Annotated in this window: 17 protein-coding genes and 1 pseudogene; 9 read left to right on the top strand and 9 right to left on the bottom strand. The window is 70.5% G+C overall.

Annotated elements, in window-relative coordinates; translation table 11 throughout:
* The first annotated feature begins 511 nt into the window (after positions 1-511).
* On the top strand, positions 512-1,375 hold the full coding sequence (locus tag ACH4XV_RS35090) for a class I SAM-dependent methyltransferase (RefSeq protein ID WP_395796375.1): 864 nt from the start codon (positions 512-514) through the stop codon (positions 1,373-1,375).
* Positions 1,376-1,445: 70 nt separating this feature from the next.
* Here ACH4XV_RS35090 and ACH4XV_RS35085 read toward each other — a convergent pair whose 3' ends face one another.
* Entirely contained in the window at positions 1,446-2,420 is a 975-nt protein-coding gene (locus tag ACH4XV_RS35085) for an EamA family transporter (RefSeq protein ID WP_395796374.1), read from the bottom strand.
* Between the two features lie 456 nt (positions 2,421-2,876).
* Here ACH4XV_RS35085 and ACH4XV_RS35080 point away from each other — a divergent pair, with 456 nt between their 5' ends.
* From ACH4XV_RS35080 to ACH4XV_RS35065, 4 genes are all read left to right on the top strand, one after another.
* Positions 2,877-3,113 carry an amidohydrolase family protein gene (locus tag ACH4XV_RS35080; protein WP_395796373.1) on the top strand — a complete coding sequence of 79 codons (237 nt, stop codon included), beginning with the start codon at positions 2,877-2,879 and terminating at the stop codon, positions 3,111-3,113.
* Positions 3,110-3,313 carry a hypothetical protein gene (locus ACH4XV_RS35075; RefSeq protein WP_395796372.1) on the top strand — a complete coding sequence of 68 codons (204 nt, stop codon included), beginning with the start codon at positions 3,110-3,112 and terminating at the stop codon, positions 3,311-3,313. The genes ACH4XV_RS35080 and ACH4XV_RS35075 overlap by 4 nt, the downstream gene beginning before the upstream one ends.
* A gap of 30 nt (positions 3,314-3,343) precedes the next feature.
* Entirely contained in the window at positions 3,344-5,788 is a 2,445-nt protein-coding gene (locus ACH4XV_RS35070) for a vWA domain-containing protein (RefSeq protein ID WP_395796371.1), read from the top strand.
* Positions 5,789-6,427: 639 nt separating this feature from the next.
* Positions 6,428-7,273, top strand: a complete 846-nt coding sequence (locus ACH4XV_RS35065; protein ID WP_395796370.1) for an arginase family protein — start codon at positions 6,428-6,430, stop codon at positions 7,271-7,273.
* A 637-nt stretch (positions 7,274-7,910) separates the two neighbouring features.
* Here ACH4XV_RS35065 and ACH4XV_RS35060 read toward each other — a convergent pair.
* The 3 genes from ACH4XV_RS35060 to ACH4XV_RS35050 are packed head-to-tail and all read right to left on the bottom strand — an operon-like array spanning position 7,911 to position 9,722.
* Positions 7,911-8,681, bottom strand: a complete 771-nt coding sequence (locus tag ACH4XV_RS35060; RefSeq protein ID WP_395796369.1) for a hypothetical protein — start codon at positions 8,679-8,681, stop codon at positions 7,911-7,913.
* Positions 8,678-9,268 (bottom strand): RNA polymerase sigma factor, encoded by a 591-nt coding sequence (locus ACH4XV_RS35055; protein ID WP_395796368.1) that lies wholly within the window; start codon positions 9,266-9,268, stop codon positions 8,678-8,680. The genes ACH4XV_RS35060 and ACH4XV_RS35055 overlap by 4 nt, the downstream gene beginning before the upstream one ends.
* Before the next feature lie 37 nt (positions 9,269-9,305).
* Positions 9,306-9,722, bottom strand: a complete 417-nt coding sequence (locus ACH4XV_RS35050; protein ID WP_395796367.1) for a hypothetical protein — start codon at positions 9,720-9,722, stop codon at positions 9,306-9,308.
* A 443-nt stretch (positions 9,723-10,165) separates the two neighbouring features.
* On the opposite strand from ACH4XV_RS35050, the gene ACH4XV_RS35045 reads away from it, so the two are divergent.
* Entirely contained in the window at positions 10,166-10,513 is a 348-nt protein-coding gene (locus tag ACH4XV_RS35045) for a hypothetical protein (RefSeq protein WP_395796366.1), read from the top strand.
* Between the two features lie 410 nt (positions 10,514-10,923).
* Here the strand turns inward: ACH4XV_RS35045 and ACH4XV_RS35040 are convergent, their stop codons facing one another.
* The 5 genes from ACH4XV_RS35040 to ACH4XV_RS35020 all read right to left on the bottom strand — a co-directional run bounded on the left by ACH4XV_RS35040 (position 10,924) and on the right by ACH4XV_RS35020 (position 16,643).
* The gene (locus ACH4XV_RS35040; protein WP_395796365.1) at positions 10,924-11,232 is read right to left on the bottom strand and encodes an immunity 53 family protein; all 309 of its coding nucleotides are present in this window, start codon (positions 11,230-11,232) and stop codon (positions 10,924-10,926) included.
* A gap of 117 nt (positions 11,233-11,349) precedes the next feature.
* Positions 11,350-12,357, bottom strand: coding sequence for a methyltransferase domain-containing protein (locus ACH4XV_RS35035; protein WP_395796364.1), 1,008 nt, complete (start codon positions 12,355-12,357; stop codon positions 11,350-11,352).
* A 617-nt stretch (positions 12,358-12,974) separates the two neighbouring features.
* On the bottom strand, positions 12,975-13,205 hold the full coding sequence (locus ACH4XV_RS35030; RefSeq protein WP_395796363.1) for a hypothetical protein: 231 nt from the start codon (positions 13,203-13,205) through the stop codon (positions 12,975-12,977).
* A gap of 572 nt (positions 13,206-13,777) precedes the next feature.
* The gene (locus tag ACH4XV_RS35025) at positions 13,778-13,981 is read right to left on the bottom strand and encodes a hypothetical protein (protein WP_395796362.1); all 204 of its coding nucleotides are present in this window, start codon (positions 13,979-13,981) and stop codon (positions 13,778-13,780) included.
* A gap of 118 nt (positions 13,982-14,099) precedes the next feature.
* A complete protein-coding gene (locus ACH4XV_RS35020; protein WP_395796361.1) occupies positions 14,100-16,643 on the bottom strand; it encodes an MMPL family transporter in 2,544 nt (847 codons plus the stop codon).
* A 152-nt stretch (positions 16,644-16,795) separates the two neighbouring features.
* Between ACH4XV_RS35020 and ACH4XV_RS35015 the strand changes: the two genes are divergently transcribed.
* The 3 genes and pseudogenes from ACH4XV_RS35015 (at position 16,796) to ACH4XV_RS35005 (ending at position 19,764) form a co-directional block, all read left to right on the top strand.
* Positions 16,796-17,392, top strand: a complete 597-nt coding sequence (locus tag ACH4XV_RS35015) for a TetR/AcrR family transcriptional regulator (protein WP_395796360.1) — start codon at positions 16,796-16,798, stop codon at positions 17,390-17,392.
* Positions 17,393-17,728: 336 nt separating this feature from the next.
* Positions 17,729-17,955 (top strand): annotated as a pseudogene (locus ACH4XV_RS35010) (IS110 family transposase); the annotation flags it as partial.
* Positions 17,956-18,258: 303 nt separating this feature from the next.
* Positions 18,259-19,764 (top strand): amidohydrolase family protein, encoded by a 1,506-nt coding sequence (locus ACH4XV_RS35005; protein ID WP_395796359.1) that lies wholly within the window; start codon positions 18,259-18,261, stop codon positions 19,762-19,764.
* Positions 19,765-20,063: the final 299 nt, after the last annotated feature.

Genomic DNA, 20,063 nt, shown 5'->3' with positions numbered 1-20,063 from the left:
TCGCGCAGCTCAGAGACTGTTTTTGCGACCCGCGAAGAGCTGCGACGGATCTGTTGACAACCTCGGGCGGAGCTTCATACTTTGAAATAGCGAGGCCCGAAAGCCTTCTTTCCGATCACGGATGACCCGAACTCGAAGATCGGCCGCAGCACCACGCCGACCCCGGGCATCGGGTCGCCCCGCGCACGACCGCGATTCACGTCCCAACCGATCGCACGGGGTTGATCGGAGCGCACGGGAGCAACAGCTCGCCGCCCGGTGATCCGGATCCGCGAGACCGTGCGGGCCCGTGCGGATTCATGCGACGACACATCGACTCGACTTACCCGGTGCACCGCCCGGGAACGGGCTCGGCCCGATGTCGGATGCCCGATGCCGGATGCCCGGAGTTCCGGGCACGGCAGTGCCCAGTCGCATGTGCGCCTGTCCCGCAGCCACTCGCATCGGCCGAGTGGAATACCGCGTCGCCTTCACCCACGACCGCCGCACCCGAGAACCCGAGGGAGAAAACGTGACCACCCCTGAATCGACGCCCGCCCACCACACGAACGACGACGAACGCGACCTGGCGGCCGTCCAGAAGGAGACCGTCAGGTCCGTGTACCTGCGGGTCGCCGAGGAGTACGACGAGCGCATTCCCGGCAACGGCCCCTCCGACGACCTGTTCACCCAAGCCGAACGGGAATTCCTGCTCGGCAAGATCCGGCCCGGCGAGCGGGTGCTCGACATGGGCTGCGGTACCGGACGCTTCACGGTGCCGATGGCCGAACGCGGCGCACGACTGAGCGGCCTGGACATCTCACGGTCGATGCTCGACGTGGCCGAACGCAAGCTGAGTGAAAGGGGATTGGCGGCCGATCTGCGTGAGGGCGACATGGCGGCGATCCCGTTCCCGGACGCCTCCTTCGACACCGTCACCAGCATGCTTGCGCTTATGCACATCCCGATCGCGGACCGACCGGCCGTCTTCGCGGAGGTCCGACGCGTACTGCGTCCCGGAGGCCGGATGCTGCTCGGCGTGAAGAACTCCGTTTTCGAGCGCATGTTCACCGGCGACCGATTCGCCTCGGTGGACGTCACCGACGTGGCCAACAAACAATTGTTGTTCACCAATACGCGCAGTGGCGACGAGTACGTCGCCCCGTGGTTCAGCTTCAGCCCGCACGAACTCACCGTCCTGTTCGCCACCGTCGGCATGACGGTGACACAGCTGCGCGGCAACTCGCCGATCGCCGTCTGGCTGGCCGACGAGGTACTCGCGGACAAGACGGTCGCCGGCTTCGTCGCCGGGATGGAACGTTTCCTGGCCGACGCGGCGCCGTTCAACACGCTCGGCTACCACCTGCTGGTGGAGGCGATCAAACCGGCGATCTGACACAGTTCGCCCCCTGGGCGGGGCGGCCCGCGGCCTCGGGGCGCCCTTCGGCGCGATGTGCCGAAGGGCGCTACGCCCAATCGGCGTTCGCCTTGGTCCCCGGGGCGATGTCGGACCCCTCCCGCGTTCGCGCCTCCGTCCGCCGCTCGCCGACGAGCACGCCCATCACACCCACGATGATCACCGCCGCACCGACGACGATCCCCACCGTGATCGACTCGTCGAGCACCAGCCACCCCAGAAACAGCGCCACGGCCGGATTGACGTACGTGTACGTCGTGGCGATCGAGGTCCGGGTGCGCGAGATCAGCCACACGAAGGACACGTACGCCAGGATCGATCCAGGTCCGATCAGGTACAGCAGCGCCGCCACGCTGCGCCCCGACCAGGCGCCGAAGTCCGGACGTTCCCCGACCGCCAGGCCCACCACGAACAGGACCGGACCGGCGACGAGCATCTGTACGGCCGAGCCCAGGATCGGATCCTCGGCCACCGACAACCGGGGGGCGTAGTAGGAACCGACTGCCTCACAGAACGCGGCCACCAGCAGGAACACGACACCCCACACGGCCGCGTCGCCGGAGGCGTGACCGAGCAGGCTCAGCATGGCCACACCCCCCAGGCCGCAGATCACCCCGCACCAGGTGAGCCATCCGATGGTCTCGCGATGCGCGGCACGCAGCAGCACGACCCACGCCGGGACCGCCGCCGCAAGCAGGGCGGCCAAGCCGGAGGGCACCGAATGCTCCCCGAGCGTGAGCAGCCCCAGCCCACCACCGATGACCAGCAGTCCGACGACCGCGGTACCGGCGAGATCCCGACGGTCCAGGCGCGGCATCCCTCCGCGGTGAACGGCGCACCAGCCGTACAACAGCGCGCCCGCGACGAAGAAGCGCAGGCCCGCGCCCAGCAGTGGCGGAATCGTCTCGACCATGATGCGGATCGCCAAGTAGGTGGATCCGAAGACCACGTAGACCACGGCGAGGTTGGCGGTGACTGCACGGCCCGAGGGTGGATCCGAGGCGTGATCGGTCAGGGCACTCATCTCCTCCGGCTTCCCGGGATCGGCCGACCGATGCTCCGCCGAACGGCGCGAAGGCGATCCACCGCCAGCGATCCCGGCACTCCCCGAGACGGGCTCCATCCGCCCGGTGCACGAGACGGCCTCGGGCCCGCCGAACGATGGCGCTCACGCCGTGGCGAGGACTTCGTATCCGCAGCCGGCGTCGAAGGCGGCCGAGTCCAACGAACGCGGTCTCGGCGGCCGAGCATCGACCCACGGGGCAACGGGCCCGAACGGTGTGCGGGAGGGCGCCGGGGCCGTGTCGACCGCGAACGTGTGCGGTCGTGGCGCGCTGCGGTGCTCGTTACGGGCGGACAACCACCCCGGGCCGCGCCCCGACATCGTCGTCGAGGGCGCGGCTTGCGCGAGTGGTCCCCTTATCGGAAGCGACGAGTGCCGAGAGCGCACCATGCGCTGGGGGCGCGGTCGCCTTACGGCGTGGCGCAGGACGCGGTCGCCGTGTCGGTCGCCGCCGGTGTGCGGATCGCGATGGGCACCGACAGCGGCCTGACCCCCGACCACGGGAGCGCCCTGCGTGAGCTTGGCCTTTTGGTGAGGTTCGGCCGGATGTCGTCGCCAGAGGCGATCACTGCGGCCACCCGGAACGCGGCGGAGCTGTGCGGCGTGGCGGACGAGACGGGGACGCTGGTTGCCGCGGGGCCGCGCACGTCGTGATCACCGGGGTGGACCCCGTCACGGATATTGAAGCCCTCGGCGACCCGGCCACCATCCACGCCGTCGTCAAGGAAGGCCGCGTGGTCATCGATCGTGCCGGCATCCTGGCCGGCGGCGGCCTGCACACGCTTGTGCCGTGGCTATTCCCTACTTCCGACAGACGGGTGTCATCGGCGCGTGTCGGTCACGATATGCCTTGAATGTCATATTTACGTACTAATCATGTGTTCATGTCGAGTCCCACGTTGCTGTCCCCACGACGTTCCCGCTGGTGCGCGCTTGCCGCAGCCGGTCTGTCCGCGGTCGCGCTGGTGGTGCCGGGAATCGCTTCGGCGGACCGGTCCGCGGTACCACGATCCGTCCCGACGCCGACCGCCGACACCTCCGTCATCACCGTCAAGGTCGGCGGCGACCGCACCGGCGCACAGACGGAGGGCCCGCTGGCCGGTGCGCGGCTGGCACTGTTCACCGAGCCGAACAATGGCCCGCCCGTCGACGTGGTCTGGGCGGTGTGCACGTCGGACGCCGACGGGGACTGCTCGTTCACCATCCCGGAGACCGGCAGCGGGCAGGCCAACGCCGGCCGTCGGTTCTGGGTCGGCCAAGTGCCGGACGGGGTTCCCGCAGGCTGGTACACCAACCCCCGGTTGCGGGTGGGCCCGGGGAGCGGCAGCAGTTCCCAAGACCCGGCGTACGTCTTCCAGACACCGGCGATGGCGGGCGGCACCACATACGCCTCGACCGTGCCGGCCCCGGACGGATTCATGTTCAGTTCGACGTACGGCACGAACTACACCGCGTCCGGCGGTGTCTGGCAGAACTCGCGGAACAACCCGCGGCTCACCGCGCACTGCGGTGTCGATGTCGCCCTCGTGCTCGACCTGTCCGCATCCGTCGGCTCCGCGCTCCCCGACCTCAAGGCGGCGGCGGACACGTTCGCCGACGCGCTCACCGGCACCCCGTCGCGGATGGCGGTCTTCTCGTTCGACCAGGCGTCGCCGGCCACCAGCGTCACCGCCAATCATCCCGAGCTGCAGTCGGTGTCGACGAAGGCCGGCGCCACCACCTTCAAGAACCTGTACCGGGACTGGACGCTCGGCAAGGGCACCAACTGGGACCAGGGCCTGTGGGCGGTCGCGCAGGCCACCCAACACTACGAGGCGGTCGTCGTGCTGACCGACGGCAATCCGACGCGGTTCGCGGACAACGCGCAAGGCGACGGCTCCAACACGCACTTCCGCGACGTGGAGAACGGCATCTTCTCCGCCAACGCCGTGAAGGCCGAGGACTCGCGCATCGTGGCGCTCGGCGTCGGCAAGGGTGTCGAAGGCGTGTCCGCGCTCAACCTGCGTGCCCTCTCCGGCCCGACCGCCTACAACGGCACCAACGCGGCCGCCGCGGACTACTACCAGACCGCGGACTTCGCCACCGCGGGACAGCAGTTGCGGGACCTCGCGATGGCGCAGTGCAGGGGCAGTATCTCGGTCGTCAAGCAGATTGTCCCGGCGGGCACCACCGGCGAGGACATCACCGGGGCGGTCAACGCCGGAGCCGGATGGACCTTCGGCGCCACCACAGCCACCGCCGGCATCGGCGGCATGCCGGCCACCGCGACGACAACCGACGACGGCACCGGCTCGGTGGCCTTCCAGCCGTCGTTCAACGCCGTCGACCACGGGGACTTCACCATCACCGAAACCCGGCACGCCGACCACGAACTCGTCACGCAGAATGGCCGCAACGCGGTCTGCACCGACCTCGGCACGAACCGACCGGTACCGGTCACCAACACCGGGACGACCGCGGCCCCCGGATTCTCCGTCGGCCTCGACGCGAGCCAGGCAGTCAGCTGCGTCGTCTACAACCGGGAGGCGCAGGCCGCCGACGTCTTCGCGGACAAAACCTGGCGCATCGACGGCAAGAACCACGCCCAAGGCACCCAGCCCGCCGGATTCGACGCGTGGCTCACCCTCACCGGACCCGGTACCGCGGGAGCGACCGCCCAGCCGTGGGGCACGCCGCGGACCGGCTACCAAATCGGCGAGCAGGTCACCGCGGACGAGACGGTACGCCTGGCGGAAGGCTGCACGCTGGACTCGGCGCGGGTGACATCCGTCGACGGTGCACCCGTGGACTTCCCGCTGCCCCACACCGCCGAAGTACGGTCGGAACACCTGCGGATCGGCATCACGAACACCGTCACCTGCACACGCCCCACCCACACGCCGACCGCGACTCCGACGCAGACGGGGAAGCCGACACCGACGCATACGCATCCCACAACTCATCCGACCCCGACAGCCACGCCGACCACGCCGCCCACCACTGTGCCGTGCTCGGACACGCTGACGTGGCCGAGCAGGACGCCGATCCCTCCCACCTCGTCGACGCGGCCGCCGTCAGGGCATCCCACGTGGACGCGTCCGACCCGATCTCCGAACGCGACGCCGACGACCGCACACCCGACGCCGTCGGAATCCTCGTGGGTACCGCCGCCGGGACCCGGGACCGGGCCCGGATCAGGGGCGGGTAACGGACCGGGCACCGGGCCCGACACCGGTCACCTGGCGTCCACCGGCGCCCCGGCACCACTGGGTGCGTTGGCCGGATCCGCCGCCGTGTTCGGCGCACTGGGCGGTGCCGCAGTCATCCTGACCCGACGTCGGCGCGCCTGAGTCGCGGCGGAACGCAAGGGGGCTTTGGCGACGCGGGTGATGCGGAACCGTCGGCCGACGGGCTGTGCCGTCTGTGGCGGCACGGTCCGTCGGCGCACGTTCCACACCGCCGACCGGCTGATCGCGAGCCGCGAGCCGCGATCACGGGAACCACAGCCATGTGGGCGGCCGAGGTGAAGCGAGGCACCGCGCCCATGGGTAGGCACGGGCGAACTGCCATGCGATCCGGGGAACTGCCGCGCGGGCAAGCCGATGCAACGCCTGTGCCCGGGTTGTCTGCCGGCCCGTCCCAGGACGGCCCGCGCAGGCCGCAAGACGAGAGGCAAGGAACTGGGTCGTGAGTCTGTCCTTCGAAGTCGGTGTACCACCCGTGCGAGGGTGCGGTTCCGGTGCACGTTCCGCCTGTTCAAGTAGTCCCTGGGCGGAACGCGCCCACGAACCACTCGTCGGGTGTCGGGGCCGGCCCGAGGCGTTGGAATATCTCGACCGGCTGCAGCGCCCTCATCACACTGAGGCCAGACCCGGCGGACCACCGTCGATTCACCGGAAGAAAATTCGCCGGCGCACATAGTCATGCGGAACTAGGGTGATTTCCGGGCCGTCCACCGCCCTCCGCGCAACCACCAGGGAGCAGCCGACATGTCCGATCTCACGATCGTCGAGATCCCGCAGTGGCAGGGTTCCTCCACCGGTACCGCACAGCGCCTGGTCGAGGGCGCCCGACTGCTCGCGAGAGCCGTCCCCGACGCCGCCCGGATCCGGGTGAGCACCGACGCCGCCGCCGGCCGAGCCCGTGACGGCGTCGCGCACGCGGATGTGCTCGTCCGCAACCTCGCCCTCGCCCGCCGGGCCGTGGCCGTGGTCGACCGGCCCGTGCTGACCCTCGGCGGCGACTGCGGCGTCGACCTCGCCCCGGTCGAGGCCGCCCTGCGCCGGTACGGCGACCGGCTCGCGGTCGTGTGGTTCGATGCGCACGGCGACCTCAACACCCCGGCATCGTCACCGTCCGGGGCCTTCCACGGAATGATCCTGCGCGCGCTGCTCGGCGAGGGCCCGGCCGAGCTCGTGCCCGAAACCGCCCTGAAACCAAGCCGGCTCGTCCTCGCCGGAGTGCGCGCCCTCGACCCGGACGAGCGTGCGTACGTCGACCGGAACGCCGTCGCCGAGCTGCCCGCGGCTCGACTCGCCGACCCGACGAACCTGGTCGACGCAACCGCCGCGACCGGCGCCGACCACGTGCACATCCACATCGACCTCGACGTGCTCGACCCCACCGTGTTCTCTTCGGTCGGCACGCCCGAACCGGGCGGCCTGACCCCGCAGACCCTGCTCGCCGCCGTCACCGCGCTCGTCGAGCGCTTCACCGTCGTGGGCCTGACCATCACCGAATACGAGCCCGATCCCGAGACGGACTCCGTCCACGCCCGCGACCAAGGCGTGCTGGCCGACATCGTGCCGAAGCTGCTCCGGGCCGCCGCCGGCTGAACCCGCCCCGACGCGGCGCGCTCCCACCGCAGCGTCGACTCCCACCACCGACACACCACCGCCCACGCGATGCCGAACACATCCCCGGCATCAACCCCACCGCGCGCCGCCCGCCGCGCCACACCCGCCAACCCCCGCTGAACCGCGACCCCTCCGGCACCTCGCGCAAATCCAAGTGCTCCGGAACTCCGTCCGCGTCCGGGGCCGACCGGCCGTGCCGCGCACACCCGCTCCCACCGCGCCGCGTACCGAACCACTCGCACCGACGCGCCACATCCCCGCGGCACCCCACCCGGCAGCCTCGTCCTCCTCCGCCGCGGTCGACTGGCTCGGAGCTCATCTGCCCACCGCGGCAGCCGGCCCCCACATCCGGGCGCCGAACCGCCCCCACCGATTACCCGTCGCCTGGGGCGTCGCATCCCCCGCCGCCCGTGGCAACGACGGGGCAGGAACCGGGCGCATGCGGCGCCGAACGACGACTGCGGCGCCGGGTATGTCGCGAGGTCACGACGCACACCGGCGCGGCAGTCGGGTGGCATGCCGACGAGAGCCCGATCCCGGCGTACGCCGAGCCGACGCCCACGGCGTTCGGCATGGTGGCTCGGAGCCGGGCGGGCCTATATCGAGGCGGAGTTGCCTACCGCTTGGGGGCGGGGCTCACCGGGGCAGGGTTCACCGGGGCGGACGAACCCGGCGGGAGCGTCGGGCCGTCGTCGAATACCGGACCCCGCTGCCTGGGGTCGTCGATCAGCGTGCAGGCGCCGACCGGCCCGGCCGCGAGCCGATACAGGGTGGTGCTGCCGGCGCTGTCCGTGTTGTGAGCACGTCGGCCATCGCGGTCGCCCGGGTCGGGGAGGTCCTCGGCCCGTACCTTGTCGAAGGTCGTGGTGAGCACCAACGTGGCGTCCGGGGGCATCAGTTCCGGGCGGATCTCGGTCCACATCCTGCGGTAGAAGTCGATCTCCTCGTCCGTCAACCGGCGGCCGTCCGGCGTGGGAAGCCAGTGGTAGATCGCATTCAACCGGTCCTGGGACGTCGGGTGTTCGGCGAAGCGTCCAAGCGCGCACTGCTTGCCGTACGGCACGTAGTCGACCACCACCCGCAGTCCAAGCTCCTGCAGGCGCTGTTCCAGGCCCTTCGGATTGCGGAACTCGTCGACCTTGAACAGGATCCCGCCGTCCGGCTGCTTCCGCACCTCGAACGGCTGCGCCTCGGCCGAACCGCCGCTGAGCATCGGCGTGGCGACCCCGATGCCCGCCGCGAGCACCACCGAGGCGGCGAGCCCGTACCCGATGCGGCGGCCCCGCGAGGTCGCCGCCCTCGTGGGCGGCGGGTCCGTCGCCGGCACACCTCCCGTGGCGGCCAGCAACTTCAGTTCCTCCAAGGCACGTTCCTCGAAATTGATCACGCCTTCGCCTCCGCCTGTACGTGTCCGGTCCGGGTGTCGCGGTACGGCTCCGCCGACGGCGAGCCCACTTCCTTCGCCAGTCGCCGCCGCGCCCGGTGCAACCGCACCCGCGCCGCGACCGGACGTATGCCGAGCGCCGCCGCGGCCTCCGCCACGGACATCGCGTCCACACTCACCAGTTCGAGCACCGCGCGGTCCTCTTCGGACAGTCGCGCGAGCGCCCGATAGGTACGCCGAACCTCCGCCGCCGCGTCCAGCCGCTCCTCGAGCCGTTGGATGTCGCCCTCGTCCAACGCGCGCCGCGCCGCCATCCGCCGCGACGCGTCGGCCTCCCGCGCCGAGCGCCGACGCTCGTTCGCGACCACGTTGCGGGCCACGCCGTACAGCCAGGCCAACTCGCCCCCCGGCCCGCCGCGATACGAAGCCGCCGAGCCCATCGCGGCGATGAACACCTCGACGGTCAGGTCCGCGGCCGACTGCGGATCGTCGACCCGCCGGGCGACGAACCGCCCCACCGCGTCGATGTGTCTGCGATAGAACGCTTCCAGGAGCACCGGTTCGGTGCCGATCCCTCGGACCGCATCCACATCCGATCCGCCAGGCCCATCGGGTCCATCGGGTCCATCAGGTCCATCCAAAGTGGGCTCCTCGTACCGCGCCGAAGTCGTGCTTCCCTGTCACCTCCCTTGTGGCGACCGACACCAGGAGCGTTACACCCACGGTCCCGACGACCCCGACCGGCAACACCGACCCACGTGGGGTCACCCACACCCCGAGCCGGACGTCCTCCGGACACCCGTCGAACGCGGTCACCATCTCACCTTTGCCGCGCGGGACTTCAAGGTGCCAGACGCGGTTCCGGTAGGCCGCTGCCGCGTCCACCGCGATCGTCAACGCCTGTTCGCGGGTGCGCTTGGGCCGGGGCCCATCCGGCACCGACACCGCCACCGCCGCCCCGGCCTCGGCCGAGCCGGCGGTGTCGACCAGCGCGGACGGGGCCGGCCCGAGCGCGAGCAGCTGCTCGCGCTGCGCCGCGTTCAACCCGTCCCACCCGGACCGCCGGTCCGGCCACCAACAGCCCGATCCCAGTCCCGCGGTGCACGACGTCCAGGCCCACACCCTCCAGCCGCGCCCCGTCGCCGAGGCCGGCCACGTACTCGACCGCGTGGGTCGGGCGCCGCCGCCACGCCACCGGCCAATGCGGCGGGCGACACGCCTCACCCTCCACCAACGCGTCCAGCGCCGCGCTGCGCCCGGGGAGTATCAGGAATGACCTTTCGGTGGGCTGAGCCGGTTCGGTTCGCCGGTGGGCAGCGGCCGGGTTCGTTGGGTTGAGGAGTGGTCTCGTGTGGCGTTTCCCGGGTCGTGTGTTCCTGTGCGAGGACTCGTTTGATCTGTGGTGCCGCAGGTTCGGGAAGGCTGGACGCCACCCCGGAGGTTCGTGTCGGGTGGGGATGGCGTGGGTCGAAGTGAGGTTCCATGACATGGGAGGAACTCGACACGCCCCTGTCGTCGTTCCTGCTCGAGGGTTCACCCACCAGGTGCTGCAGAAGGCGATGGCGGCGTCCCCTCCCGATGTCGGTCGCATCCGTGCCTGCTTCGACGCCGTGGAGGCGATGCTCGCTCTCGACGACGAGTACCTCACCTTCGCGGTCGACCGGACGATCCTCGAACCGCTCCTGGACTCCCGGGAGTTCATGATCCTGGGGCTGCGGCACTGCCTCCCCCGGACACGCGAACTCACCCTGACCGGCTTCCGGGCCTGGGGCATCGCCCCGGAGCCCGAGTGGCTGACCCCGGTGCGTGTCGCCTCCGGCCCATCACGGACTTGACCACCGAACGCCCCGCACCGCTGCGCCACATCGATCCGGAGCCCGACGCCACCGACGCATCACCGAACGTCCACATCGGTGCGGGTGTCGGTCCCTTCGGGCGCGTGGTCGTGTCCGGGGCAGTGGGCCCCGATCGACGCGACGGCGGCAAGGCGGCGTTCGTTTACCTTTCCACCCTTGGTGGCAAGGGCCACCGAGCCCATCGGATCATGCTTCGGCTCGCCGAGGCGCTCGGCCGTGGGAATCGGAACTCGCCCACTCGGCGTGGGTCTCGCGCTCGTCGCCCCTCGGTTCCGTGAGCGAGCGTCGTGGGGTGGCGGGAATCCGACCGTCGCGTCGCGGCTGTGCCCCCGCGCGGTCCACGGGCATGATGCCGAGGCGATGGTGTTGTCGGGGGCGGTGTCACCGGTTCACGAGGGGGTCGTGTTCGCCCGGTCGCGGAACAGGGTGAGGGCTTCGACCAGGTTCCGGGGGCCGCAGTCGATGTTGAACCTCCCGTCGGCCGTATGGGCCCTGACCCAGTCCTGCGGGCCGCGGTCGATGATCCGAAGGGGGTACGGGTGTCCTTCCGGGTCCGTCTCCGCGAGATCGATCTCGATCGTCCAACCGGGGTTGTCGAGTGTGGCGATCCGCACGCCCCGCTCGTGCTCCCAGTCACCGTCGCACCGCCGCGCGTACCAATTCCGCAGCCAGTCGAGAAGATCACGCGAATCAGTCACGACCCGAGACGACAGGCGACCCGCAAACGCGGCCCCGGTCGAGGCCGCCCGATTCCCACCGGCCGCTGCACGGCGCGGGCCCGACATCCGTGGCGGTCCGCACCCGAGTACCGGCGGCTACATCTCCCAGCGCCGTTCGGGCCGCTCCGCCCAGCCCCATTGCCGGTCACGTTCGACGGTGATGCCGAAGTCGTAGCCGTGGACGCGGTGTTCGTCCTGCCATTGCAGCACGGCGTCGACCTCGTCCCACAACCGTCTCGGCCCGCCCTGGACGGCCTTGCCGATCCCGGGCCGGTCGTCGACCAGCGCCCAGGACCGCCCACCGTCCCACAGCCGCCACACGGCCCCGCCTCCGAGCGTCTCCAGCCGCACGTCGGGCAGCCTCAACGCGACGGCGTGGGTGAAGTTCCCGTCCGCGTACAGCGACTCCAACACCCACTCCACCTCGACCTCGCCCGTGGCCGGCTCCGCCTCACGCACCGCCTCGAACCCGCCCGCGCCGTCGTCGCGTTGGCCGCGCAACTCCATGAAGGCCACGCTGCGCACGAGTTTCCCCGACGCCGTGCGGTCGTCGGCGACGACCAGGCGCAGGAGGGCGCCGGCGCCGAAGCCGGGTGACCACGGGGCGACGATCACCGCGCCGGGGCGGGTCTGTTCGATCCAGGCGTAGGGGAGGCGGTGGGTGAAGGCGGCGGTGGCGTGCACGCGGTCGAACGTCCCGTGGTCGGGGGCGCCGAGGGTTCCGTCCCCGGTGAGCACCGTGGGTGCGAGGCCGAGTCGGGCGTGGGCGGCGCGTGCGCCGTCCGCGAGCGCGGGGTCGATCTCGACCGAGACGACGTTCTCGTCGCCCAGGTGGTGGGCGAGCAGGGCAGCGGTCCAGCCGGGTCCGGTGCCGATTTCCAGGACGCGTTGGCCTGGGTGGACGTCGAGTTCGGTGAGGAAGGAGGCGACCGCGCGGTAGTCGCTGAGCGAGCTGCTCGCCACGCCCCCCACCGTCTCGGTGGTGCCGTCGTCGACCTGGGTGACCACGGGGTCGGCACGCAGTACCGCCTCGGCCCACCTCTCGGGGTCGGCGCGGCGGTCGACGGCGGTGTAGCGGCCGGACTCGGCATCGGCGCACCACACCGAGTCGCGACACGATGAGCAACGGCAAGACCGCGTTGCCGGAGGTCTCGTCCCGGGCGGCCGCAGGCCCGAACTTCCCCGCGCATGGGTGGGGATGCGGTTGTGCGGGGGATTCGTTTCGTTCGCGGTGCGGAGGAGGGGCCCGGGGAGGTTCACGGGGGTGCCCGCTTCGGCGCCGGAGTCGGGTCGCCCGTCGCTCGCCCGTCACGGTTGATACCCGTGGCATCCCAGCGGACGGGACCCTGCGGTGCACACCCCGAAGCCTCGACGCTGCGCGAGGGTCCCGAACAGGTCGTCGAAACGGGCCGCATACCCCTCCAACGGCCCGGCACAGGCGGACACGGCACGCGAGCGGTCATGGAACACCCCCCGAACGGGACCACCAGTACCGCTACTTCATGGCATGGCGCTACTCGAAGCCGTCGTCGACAAACCACCGGTAGGGCCGCCGAATATCCTCACTCCCGACGGCGCGCCCGCCGCCATGCGCCGGGGCGTGTGGGACGAGACGCCACCTTCCACGACCGGCGGCGCGGGATCGCGGTGGGCCCGGCCTCGACGAGGGACCGGCGCCGCTCGCCGCGTGCGACGGATACCTCCGGGGCGGACGGGCCGGATCACCAGAGTTCCGTGACCACCTCCACCTGCTTGGCGCCGCTCAGTTCGTTGACCCACACGGCGCCCAGGTCGCCGTTCTTGACCAGCGCGTCTCCGCCGTCGGTGAGCACACCGATGCCCCACCAGTTGTCCAGGACGATCTGCTTGGCGCCGCCCAGCTCGTTGACCCAGGGCGTGCTCAGGCCGTGAGAGCCGGTTGCGATGGGGAAGGGTCCGGCGCCCGCAGGCAACGATCGTTGACGACTGCGGGCAATCGATCCTTGACGCAGGCTGTAGATGCGCACTGCACAGCGTCATGGGGAGCTGGAACCGTCCTTTCTGTCTGCCCAATTCGCGAACGAGCGGTGTATCAGCGTCACCGTCATGCAGGCCAAGACAAAGACGCGGGGGCTGAGCATTCCGGCGAACGCCTCGGCCTGTCTGTGGATGGAGCATCACGAGATCCCGCCCGTGCGCCAGCACGGGGACACCCTCGGCTCCCGGGCCGCGCTCGGCTTCGCCACGACTACTACGTCACGGGTGAATATCCCCCCGGCTCGGGGGCTACTGGGAAAGCGACACCTCCGACGGCAACCGGCGCACCGGTCCCGCCCGGCTCCTGTCTCCCGACCTGAAGGCCCGCGCCGACTTCGCGTCCGCCGCCGAAGACCCAACCGAGCATGCCCTCCGGTAGCGGCCGGGTACGGTCCACTCCGACGTGGCGGCCACCGTTCTGCGGACGCTACCGCGAAGGACAGCGCCCCCGGTGCCAAGGGTTGTGTACCCGAAGCGTTCATACGCGTTCTGGCCTGCCGGCCATGCGTCACGACGCACACGCACCGCCCCTTCCGAGGTGAAAGGAGCAGGCGTCCTCGCCGCATACGTTTCCATCGACGCCGCCGGCACGCAGGGCGCTCTCGGACATGCGGGCGTCGGTAAGGGTGGCGCGCATGCCTGCGGTGATGTTGTCCTCGAAGGCGCCCTGGGCGGGCGCGGCGACGGTGAACTCGGTGACGGCGGTGATCATTTCCGTCTTCTTTCGGTTGTTGGCGTGATGTCGGTGGCCGTCCCGCCCGGCCGAGGCCCGCACGGCGATGGCGATGATGTGCACCGCGTGTCCGATCGAGCCCCTCTGCGGGGTGCGGTTACAGGGCTGGAGTCGGGCTCGGGGCCGCGGCCGGCTGAGGGAGCCTGCCTGTGCGGCGGGCCCAGATTTCGAACGCGACAGTCATGAACGGGGGTACGGCGGCCAGCAGGGCGAAGGTCGTGGTCCGGCCCAGCCGCCACTTCAGCCGGATCGCGACCAGGACGGTCAGCGACACGTAGACGATGAAGGCGGCACCGTGGAGGGCGCCGAAGATCCGTACGCCGAGTTCGGTGGTTTCGGGAATGTATTTGAGGTACATCCCGACCAGCAGACCCGCCCACGTGCACGCTTCGATGACCGCGATCCAGGTGAACGCGCGCAGTAGACGCCCGGAGCCGGTTGCGGCAGCCCGTGCGGCCGGCACGTCGGCGGAAGGCGGTTCGAGGGTGTGCGTGGAAGGCGTCTGCGGGGTGCCTGGGTGTGCGGGCCACAGGGCGCGGTCGCCGAGCAGGTGGACGATGGCGGGGACCAGGAGCGGGCGGATGAGGAAGGTGTCCAGCAGGATGCCGAAGGCCATGGCGAAGCCGAACTGGAACAGTTCGCGGATCGGCTGGGTCATCAGGACGGCGAAGGTCGCCGCGAGGAGGAGGCCCGCGGAGGAGACGACGCCGCCGGTGCGTGTCAGGGCGGCGGTGATCGCCTTCGCCGGGGGCTGGGTGCGCAGTTCCTGCGTGAACCGGCTCATGATGAAGATGTTGTAGTCGACGCCGAGCGCGACGAGGAAGACGAAGATGTACGCGGTGACGCGGTTGCCGATGCCGTCGTCACCGAGGACGGTCACGGTGAAGAAGGTGGTGGCGCCCAAGGTGGCCAGGAATGACAGGATCAGGGTCGCGATGAGGTAGAGCGGGGCAAGGAGCGAGCGGAGCAGCAGGACGAGCACCGCGGTGACGATGGCTAGGACCAGGAGCACGATGAAGGTCGTGTCGCGGTCGAGGGCGGAGCGGATGTCGGCGTTCTGCGCGGTCTCGCCCCCGATGAGCACCGTGGCGTCCTGCACGCCGGCGGCCTGGGCCGCGGATTGTGTGGCCTGCTTGAGGGGACCGATCGCGTCGAGTGCCTTCGAGCTGTAGGGGTCGAGGTCGAGGACGACGTCGTAGAAGACGGTCTTGCCGTCCTTGCCCATGCGGGGGTCTGCGACACGGCTGACGTGATCGGCATCGGTGAGCGCGGTGGCAATGTCGGCGCGTGCGGGGCTGGAGCGCAGGTTGTCCCGGGAATGGACGACGACGGTACTGGGGGCGATCTCGCCGGGCCCGAATTCCTCCTGGATGAGGTGCTGCCCGTGCTCCGACTCGGTGGCGGCGCGGAAGCCGCTGAGGGTGTTGAAGCTCTCCTGGTAGCCGAGCAGTCCCGCGCTCAGCACCACGAGGAGTGCGATCACGGCCGAGGCCACCTTGACGGGGGCCCGTGCGACCAGGGCGGCGATGCGGTGCCAGATGCCTGCGCCGCGACTGCGTTCGGCGGCCTTGTCCACGCCCCCGGGCCAGAACACGCCCCTGCCCAGCAGGAGGACCAGGGCGGGGATGAAGGTGAACGCCACCAGCGCCATGACGGCCACGCCCAGAGCGAGGTATGGTCCGAGGTCATGAAGTGCCGGGGAGACGGCCACGAGCAGGGCAAACATGGCGAGCACGATGGTTGAGGCGCCGGCGAGGACGGACTCGCCGGTGCGGCGCACGGCGGTCTGCATCGCGCGGGTGCGGTCTGGCTCGTCGAGCAGGGTCTCGCGGTAGCGGGCGGTGATGATCAGCGCGTAGTCCGTGCCCACCCCGAACAGCAGCACGGTCATGATCGAGGCGGTCTGGGAGCTGACCGTGACGACACCTGCGTCCGCGAGAATCGCGCCGAGCGTCTCCGCCACGCGCATAGCCACGCCCACGGCAAGAAGCGGTACGAGCGCCATCAGGGGCGAGCGGTAGATCGCCAGCAGGATGATCAGGACGAGCACGATAGTGGCCAGCAGCAGGACTTTGTCACCGCCGCTGAAGACCTTCACGGTGTCGGTGGCGATCCCGGCGGGGCCGGTCACCGCGACGTCGGCGGGCCCGGCCTGGTCGGACGCGAGGGCACGCACCTCGTCGACCGCGTTCTGGAAGGACTCGTCCGAAGGGCTTCCCTTCATGGGCACGATGACCAGCTGAGCATCGCGGTCCTGGGAGACCAACTCGGCCGCAGCGTCGGGAGCGGTCACCGTGGAGACCACGCTCACGACGTGGTCGGGTCGGCTGGTTCCGGAAAGGGCCGAGGTGATGGCGGCGACCGCCTGTGTGGCGCTCGCCGCCGCGTCGGTGCCCTTGCCCCGGACCACGATGATCGCCGGCGTCGCGTCCTGGCCCGGAAGCTGGGCGCGGACGAGATCACGGGCCTTCATCGAGTCCGAGGCGGCGGGCGGCAGGTTGGCGGACGCGTTGTCCTCGACGGATTCCAGGGCCGGGGCGACCGCGGCGAGGAGGCCCGCGATCAGGACCCAGAAGGCCACCACCACGGCGGCGCGCTTCTTCGATCCCAGGAGACATCGAAGCAGAGCGGGGGAGTTCATCGGTTGCATCGGGCAGCCTTCGGCAGGAAGCACGGACAGAATTTGGCGACAGGGTGTCTCTAAGTCGCGTCAAGCTAACATGCCCCTCGGCCTCTCGGGCGTGGGGGTAGGTTGGCTGGAGACGGCACAGTGTCCGAGGTGAAGCGGAGAGAATGCCCAAGATCGAAGCCGGCAGCGTCCGGGAGCACCGGGCCCAGCGGCTCGCGCAGCTGATCGACGCGGCCGAGGAGCTCTTGGAAGAGGGCGGCGCCGAAGCCCTCACAGCCGGAGCGGTTGCAGCGCGAGCCGGGATCGCCCGAAACAGCATCTACCGCTACTTCAACTCCATCGACGACCTGCTCGAACTCGTCGTCACCCGCGAATTCCCCGCTTGGATCGACGCAGTGGAGCAGGCCATCGCGGCCGAGACCACGCCCCCCGACCAGGCTGCCGCCTACGTCAGGGCCAACCTCGAACAGGCGGCTCGCGGTACCCACGGCTGGCGGGCCGCGCTCTCGCGCGACTCGCTTTCGCTGTCGGCGCGGGAGCGGGTGAGGAATCTGCACACCTCGCTACATGAGGCGCTCGCCCGGGTCGTGCGCGAACTGGGGCAGCCACAGCCCGAGCTGACCGTGGCGGTGGTCCAGGCAGTTGTCGATGCATGCATCCGCAGAATCGACCAGGGCGACGATCTAACGACCGTGTCCGACTTCGCGGCGGGAGCGACGCGTCGACTGCTCGCGGACGACGACTTGCCGCATCACCCGTGACGCACCCCGCCCGGTCGGCTCGCAGGCCCGTCGACAGCGAAGCCCCGGCAGAACGAGCCCGATCTCGAGCCGCCCCGTCCGTGCAGGATCCATCCGATATCGGGCGCGCGGGTGCGCGTCACCACCATCCTGGGCGCCGCCGTCCCGGCCCGCACAGGCCAGGTGAGCATGCCCCGGCCGGGCGGGGAGGCGTTCTGCCCGCGCTTGATCGACCTCCACCTCGCCGCGATGACCGAAGCCGGCGCCACCGTCACCGACGACGGCCACACCATCCGCGCCGTCCTCGACCCACGCGGCCTGCGGCCGTTCCGGCTCGACGGGAACACGCCCTACGGCCCCAGGAGCGGAAACCGGCTCCTGAAAAACGGGCGATGTTCCTCTCCGCGTTCGCCGCCCTGCACGACCCTGCCTCCCGCACCTACCACGACCGATGCAGAGCCCGCGGCAAAACCCACACCCGAGCCCTCCTCCGCCTCGTACGACCACGCATCAACGTCCTGTTCGCCATGCTCAGAGACGGAACCCTCCACGAATCCCGACCCGCCGAACCAGTCGCAGCATGACCCGCCCACGCTTGACGAAAGACATAGAGGCACCCCCCCAGCCGCACCACCGGGCCCTCCAGAGCGACCGTGCGCCATCGCAACGGCCCCGGATCGTCTCCGCGGCCGACCGGGATCCGTACGCAACGGGCGCGGCCACCGACCGAGTTCCACGCTCGATCAGTCGTTCGGTCGTGACGGAAGCCGTCCGTCGACGCGTTGTCCGGACTCTGCCGCCCTCTTCCCCGGGGGTGGGGCGGTCCCCACCCCCATCCTCCACCTGGCGCCATGGTCGAAGGGATCGTCTCGTACCAGTGTGTTGTCATGCCCACTCGACGCGCGACACTCGCCGCCTCGGCCGCCGTGACCGGCGCCGCGTTCCTGCCCGCCGTCCCGGCCGCAGCGGCCACGGAGGCCGATTCCGGTCGGCCCCCCGGCGGCACCATCGCCCTCGCCCACGCCACCATCCTCGGTGTGGGCCCCGACCGAACCGTCCTCGTCCGGGACGGCCACATCGTCCGCACCGGCCGTTCGGCCGAGATCGAGATTCCGCGCGGGACGACGACCTACGACCTGACCGGCAAGTACATCGTCCCGGGCGGCCTCGTCGAGGCCCATGTGCACAACGATGGGCCTGAGAGCGTCATGCCGCCCCTGTTCCCGCTCAACGGCGTGACCGCGGTTCGCGAGATGTGGGGCAAACCCCTGCACCACGCATGGCGGGACGAGGTCCGCGCGGGCCGACTCCTCGGTCCCCGCTGGGTGATCGCGAGTTCGATCATCGATGGGCGGCCCTCGATCTGGGCCGGCGAGGTCGGCAAAGTCGTCGAGGTCGCGGACGCCTCGTCCGCACGCCGCGCGGTACGCGAGGCGAAGGCCCAAGGCGCCGACTTCGTCAAGGTGTACTCGCGACTGGACCGCGAGGCGTACGAGGCGATCGCCGACGAATCCCATCGCCAGGGGCTGCGTTACGCGGGTCACTGCCCGGACGCGGTGCCCATGGCGCGCGCAAGTGATGCCGGACAACAGTCCATTGAGCATCTCCACGCGCTGACGCTCGCCACGTCCTCCCGAGAAGACGAGATCAGGCGGGCCATCGCGAGGATCCGCATCGATCCCGGTCTCGGTTCCAGCCTCGATCGCTACGCGAGTTGGTTCCGGCAGGTGCACCCGCTGGAATGGCAGGCGATTCGCAGCTTCGACCTCGGTCGCACACGGGCCCTTTTCGATCGGCTGGCCGCCAACGGGACGTGTGTCGTGCCGACTCTCACCGTTCATCACTGCCTGGAGCGCACCGACCAACTCGCGGTCGACCCGGAGGAGATGCGCTACCTGCCCACCTGGATGACCGACGAGTGGAATCCCACGTGGGCCGCCCTGACGGCCGGTCGCACCGCGCGCGACATCGCCCAACTCCGGGAGATCTACGCGCACCGCCTCCGGCTGGTCGGCGAACTCCACCGGGCCGGCGTGCAGTTGATCGCAGGCACCGACACCGGTACCGGCTACGCGGTCCCCGGCTTCTCCCTGCACCACGAACTGGAACTGCTCTCCGAGGCGGGAGTGCCCGACCGGGACATCCTCACCGCCGCCACCACCGCGCCCGCCCGCATGCTCGCGCTGCCCGCCGGCCGCGCCGACCTGCTGGTCCTGGACGCCGACCCTCGCGCCGACATCCGAAACACGCAGCGGATCGACTCCGTCCTCGTCGGTGGCCGCTACGTGGACCGCCGGGAACGCCTGCGCCTGCTGGACGAGGTGGCGCGTGCCGCCGCCGCGAGCAGACCCCCCACCGCAGGCGCCGCGGCACCCCACATCTGCGTCCACTGACCACCCCACACTCGCACGCACCGATCACGGAGCGGATGCCGGCAACGTCCGCGGACTCCGAGTGCCGGCTCGCGGACCCGCTGCGCCCGGACCTGGAGGGCGGATGCGTCCGGGCCGAGGTGGACCCCGCGGCGCAGGCTTCGGCGCTCGTGGCGCAGTCCGAGGGTTCGGCGTACTCCGTGCTCATCGACACCTGCGACTCCACGGTCCCGTCCGACGGATACGAGGCCGCGGCCCTGCCCGCATCTCACGGGCGGGGCCGCGGCGTCGGTATCGAGGTGGGCCGGAAGCGATCCAGT

The organism is Embleya sp. NPDC020630, from assembly GCF_044334985.1.
Taxonomy (GTDB): Bacteria; Actinomycetota; Actinomycetes; order Streptomycetales; family Streptomycetaceae; genus Embleya.
The sequence above is the reverse complement of the archived record's forward strand: the minus strand, read 5'-3'. Positions and strand labels throughout refer to the sequence as shown.

Coding starts and splice junctions, on each gene's coding strand:
- ACH4XV_RS35020 (WP_395796361.1), bottom strand. CDS start 16,643: ATGAACTCCCCCGCTCTGCTTCGATGTCTCCTGGGATCGAAGAAGCGC.
- ACH4XV_RS35005 (WP_395796359.1), top strand. CDS start 18,259: ATGCCCACTCGACGCGCGACACTCGCCGCCTCGGCCGCCGTGACCGGC.
- ACH4XV_RS35085 (WP_395796374.1), bottom strand. CDS start 2,420: ATGAGTGCCCTGACCGATCACGCCTCGGATCCACCCTCGGGCCGTGCA.
- ACH4XV_RS35025 (WP_395796362.1), bottom strand. CDS start 13,981: ATGATCACCGCCGTCACCGAGTTCACCGTCGCCGCGCCCGCCCAGGGC.
- ACH4XV_RS35045 (WP_395796366.1), top strand. CDS start 10,166: ATGGGAGGAACTCGACACGCCCCTGTCGTCGTTCCTGCTCGAGGGTTC.
- ACH4XV_RS35070 (WP_395796371.1), top strand. CDS start 3,344: ATGTCGAGTCCCACGTTGCTGTCCCCACGACGTTCCCGCTGGTGCGCG.
- ACH4XV_RS35015 (WP_395796360.1), top strand. CDS start 16,796: ATGCCCAAGATCGAAGCCGGCAGCGTCCGGGAGCACCGGGCCCAGCGG.
- ACH4XV_RS35065 (WP_395796370.1), top strand. CDS start 6,428: ATGTCCGATCTCACGATCGTCGAGATCCCGCAGTGGCAGGGTTCCTCC.